2 protein-coding genes are annotated in these 1,648 nt (G+C 68.5%); both read right to left on the reverse strand.

All coding sequences use genetic code 11. The features are described 5' to 3' along the window. Nucleotides 1-737: 737 nt before the first annotated feature. On the reverse strand, nt 738-1,109 hold the full coding sequence (locus ABH941_RS40850; protein WP_370138586.1) for a fic family toxin-antitoxin system, toxin component: 372 nt from the start codon (nt 1,107-1,109) through the stop codon (nt 738-740). Next, nucleotides 1,106-1,318, reverse strand: a complete 213-nt coding sequence (locus tag ABH941_RS40855) for a hypothetical protein (RefSeq protein ID WP_370138589.1) — start codon at nt 1,316-1,318, stop codon at nt 1,106-1,108. The genes ABH941_RS40850 and ABH941_RS40855 overlap by 4 nt, the downstream gene beginning before the upstream one ends. Nucleotides 1,319-1,648: the final 330 nt, after the last annotated feature.

Consider the following 1,648-nt stretch of genomic DNA (forward strand, 5'->3'; position numbering starts at 1 on the left):
CCACAGGCCGTCAGGAACCAGCCGCTGCGACAGATCAACCCCCATGAAGGTCAATCATGCCGCAGGCCAGCCACCCACCACATGAGACACGCTCTAAGTCGTCGGAAGAGGTAGATGCAGGACCTCGGCCGCGGGTCGGCCGAACGACGGTCCGGCACTACCGACGGCTGGTGGTGTTGAAGGCCGCCGGGGGAGCGGCGTCCGCGCTCGGGGCGGGGATCGTCGGAATGCTCTTCTGGTGGTTGAAGAGGCTGGAATGACATGACTCGCGGGGTGGGCCCGGCTGCCTCCCGAGGCCGGTGTGGGGTGCTCCCGACATCTGGTCCCTGTCGAGGTTTCTCATGAGGCACCTCGGCAGGGACGACCCGACTGGCGGGCACTGCGCTTCCGGTTGAACCATGATCGAGTGCTTGAAGCTGGGTAGCCGCAGTGGGTGGTGAGCCCTGGCGGGTGCGGCTGTCGCAGCCGCCCGGCATCCGAGTCGCCGCGTCGGCGGCGCGGGGCTGCTCATTGGGTGCGGGGCTTCATCGCGGTGGTTGTGCTGTTCGCTTTCAGTAGGCTGGATATCTTGGCCGGTCACGCGGTCGGGGCCGCTGTCAGGTCGCACCGTCCAGGGTCTTGGCTCCGGACGTCAATCGAACACGGGCGCTTCAATTGACGCGCCCGTGTTCGATTTGAGGTACCCGGCGTCGGCGGCCTCCAGGGGCGTCGGTGCACACCGGGCGTGTGCAGAGGTGTCAGGTGCTCCAGGTTCGCAGGGCCGAGGCGACGGTCGCGGCGGTGGAGGTGGACTGCTGCAGCTCGGTGGCCAGAGTGCTGACGCGGTCCTGGCTGAGCTTGACGTCGAGGCCGCTGGCGACCAGGTAGCCGTGCGCGGCTGCTACCGCGACCCGTAGGTTGGAGCGTTCCAGCCAGCGCAGCCGGCCCAGGGTGTGGGCCAGTGCGGCTGCGCGTACGTAGGGGCCGTCGTAGACGTCCTGGCCGGTCAGGACCGCGCGGTGGCGCTCCACCGCGGCGATGGGCACACCGAAGTCGATGGGCGCGGGGTCGTCCTGGCCGGCCAGCCGGGCCACGTCCAGGATCCAGGACAGGTCGACGTGCAGGATCACGCGGCGTCCTCGATGGCGTCGATCACGTCGCCGTAGCCGTCCAGAACCTCCTTGGCCCCGGCCAGGAACAGGTCACGGACCTGCTCGTTGTCCGAGCGGATGAGCTGCGCCACGTATTCGTTGACCGGCATGTGGCGGGTCGCGGCTGCCTGCCGGGCCAGTTCTGCGTCGGTCTCGTCGAGCCGGAGGTTCACTTGGGTCTTCGCCATACCGTCAAGCTACCACCTGATAGCACCCGGATGGGGCGCCAGCCCGGGGGAGTGCGACGTCGCCTGACGATCACGCGCGTCTATCAGTACGGGGAACACCATGATCGAACTGGAGCGGCCTGCGGCACCCCGCCGCCGGCCGCCGCACCAGCACCGGGACGCTAGCAAGCTCACCGCCCTGCTGCGCCACCCGGGTTCGCGGGCGCTGTATGCGGCCGCATGCGGTACCGGCAGACTGCGACATGCCGGTCTGGTGTCAGTGGGCGGGTTGTCAGTGGCGGCGTGTCAGCGTGGGCACTATTTTGGCTGTTCAGCTGGCCTTCGGGACTT

The organism is Streptacidiphilus sp. EB103A, assembly GCF_041261405.1.
Taxonomy (GTDB): domain Bacteria; phylum Actinomycetota; class Actinomycetes; order Streptomycetales; family Streptomycetaceae; genus Streptacidiphilus.

What these genes read in the sequence shown, in the direction of transcription:
- ABH941_RS40855 (WP_370138589.1), bottom strand. Translation starts at nt 1,318, where the DNA reads ATGGCGAAGACCCAAGTGAACCTCCGGCTCGACGAGACCGACGCAGAA.